General features: G+C 52.2%; 2 protein-coding genes and 1 pseudogene. 2 read left to right on the top strand and 1 reads right to left on the bottom strand.

The window, feature by feature from the left end; genetic code table 11:
* Positions 1 to 85: 85 nt before the first annotated feature.
* Complete coding sequence (locus ACR0LF_RS23585; RefSeq protein WP_480856497.1) at positions 86 to 931, bottom strand: LysR family transcriptional regulator; 846 nt, start codon at positions 929 to 931, stop codon at positions 86 to 88.
* An 86-nt stretch (positions 932 to 1,017) separates the two neighbouring features.
* Between ACR0LF_RS23585 and ACR0LF_RS23580 the strand changes: the two genes are divergently transcribed.
* Both ACR0LF_RS23580 and ACR0LF_RS23575 read left to right on the top strand, forming a co-directional pair.
* Positions 1,018 to 1,485: a c-type cytochrome gene (locus ACR0LF_RS23580; protein WP_480856496.1), complete on the top strand. Its 468-nt coding sequence runs from the start codon at positions 1,018 to 1,020 to the stop codon at positions 1,483 to 1,485.
* A gap of 13 nt (positions 1,486 to 1,498) precedes the next feature.
* Positions 1,499 to 1,764 (top strand): annotated as a pseudogene (locus ACR0LF_RS23575) (diacylglycerol kinase); the annotation flags it as partial.

Raw genomic sequence — 1,764 nt, 5'->3', positions numbered from 1 at the left:
CAGCGCAAAGCAGACATTTCCGGCAGGGCTTTGCAATTTTGGAAAGTCAAAAATGCAAGAACTCGAAAAACTCTGATGCTTGAAATCACTTAGCTAGTGCTTCAGATATGCGTTCAACCAAAGCCTTCTGAACAACGGCAAACCTTGGGGTATGCGCGATTTCTTCTAACGTCGCGACCCACAGCGGAACTTCGATCTTAGGATGCACGTCCTGTGACCGTTTAAGGCGGGTATCCACGTCGCCAAAAAAAGAAGGCAGAAAGGTCTTACCCGCTCCCGAGGCGGCCATCTGCTGTAGCACCAGAAAACTGTCTGCTCCATTGGTCATTTCGTCAGAGTCCACATTCTCCGCTAGCCATTTAGCAGGTAGGGAACGGCTCAATGCTCCGTCAAGCCTCATCCACTTGCGATTGGGGAAACCATCGTCAAAGACGCCGAAGGACAACGTTCCTGCACGCTCTCCGATTAGCCCATCTCCGAGCTTTACCGATGGCCGCACGGCAATGTCTGCACTCAACCGCGATAAATCATGGTGGCTGTTTCCGCTTAGCAAAGTCAGTTTCAGGCCGGGGTAGAGGAGTGAGATTTCGTTGAGAATTCTAGGGAGAACAATCTGACAAAGACTATCGGTCGATGTAATGCGCACGTGACCCATTGGGGAACGATTTGCCCCGACAACCGCGCGCTCTACCGAAAACACCGCTTCTTCAACGCTTTCCATAGCTGAAAAGATCGCACTGGCTTCGGGGAGAACGGAATATCCTGACGAACTTTTCTGGAAAATCACGCAACCATTGCGCTCTTCGAATGCGGCCACCCTGCGCAAGACTGTGGCATGCGTGACGCCCATCGCCGCCGCCGCCGCGTTCAACGAACCGTATTTGCTTACGGCTAGTGCGTACCGAATGTCATCCCAGTTTTCATTGTTCATAAATTAACAAGTGACGACCAATAACAAACAATTACAAGAAAATTCGTTCAAGCTAACATTCGGGGCATTGAACAAGGAGACACATCATGATGAAGAAGTTCTCAATCTTCGCGGCAGGTCTTTTGTCATTGGTCGCCATTGGCACAGCCATCGCCCACGAAAGTGAAAACCCGGCTGTGAAAGCTCGAACCTCAATCATGCAGCTCTATGCCTTCAATCTTGGTACACTTGGCGGCATGGCCAAAGGCGAGGTGGACTATGATGCCGAGACCGCAACACGGGCTGCAAACAACCTTGTGGTTTTAACGCAGATCGACCAATCCGCGATGTGGCCCCAAGGATCTGACAATGTGTCCGATCCGTCCACCCGAGCGCTACCTGCGATCTGGGAAAACTTCCCTGACGTTGGTACGAAAGGGCAGGCCATGGCAGACGCCGCTGCTGCGATGCAGGCAGCAGCTGGCCAAGATGTTGATGCCCTGAAAGCGGCTATGGGCGATCTGGGTGGAAGCTGTTCAGCATGTCACAAAGCGTACAGAGCACCGAAAGACTAAATGGTGGAAAGCTGTGAAGCGGTTTTTCCTTTTCACCGCTTTCGTTGCACTTGTGGTTGGGTCGGCCGGTTTGGTGCTGACCCGTCCACAAAGAATGGATCAGTCTCAACTCGACAATTTGAACCCAAATCTCGCCCGAGGTGAAATCGTGTTCCACGCTGCAGGATGCGCATCCTGTCATGCAGCACAGGATGCGGTTGGTGAAGACAAGCTCATGCTTTCCGGTGGTCGCCGGTTTGAGACGGAATTCGGCACATTCATTGCCCCCAACATTTCCAG

The organism is Ruegeria sp. E8 (genome assembly GCF_056533985.1).
This window is presented reverse-complemented; position numbering and strand designations above follow the sequence as displayed.

Bases quoted from the DNA above. Each gene is read 5' to 3' on its own strand.
- ACR0LF_RS23585 (WP_480856497.1), bottom strand. From the start codon at position 931: ATGAACAATGAAAACTGGGATGACATTCGGTACGCACTAGCCGTAAGC.
- ACR0LF_RS23580 (WP_480856496.1), top strand. From the start codon at position 1,018: ATGATGAAGAAGTTCTCAATCTTCGCGGCAGGTCTTTTGTCATTGGTC.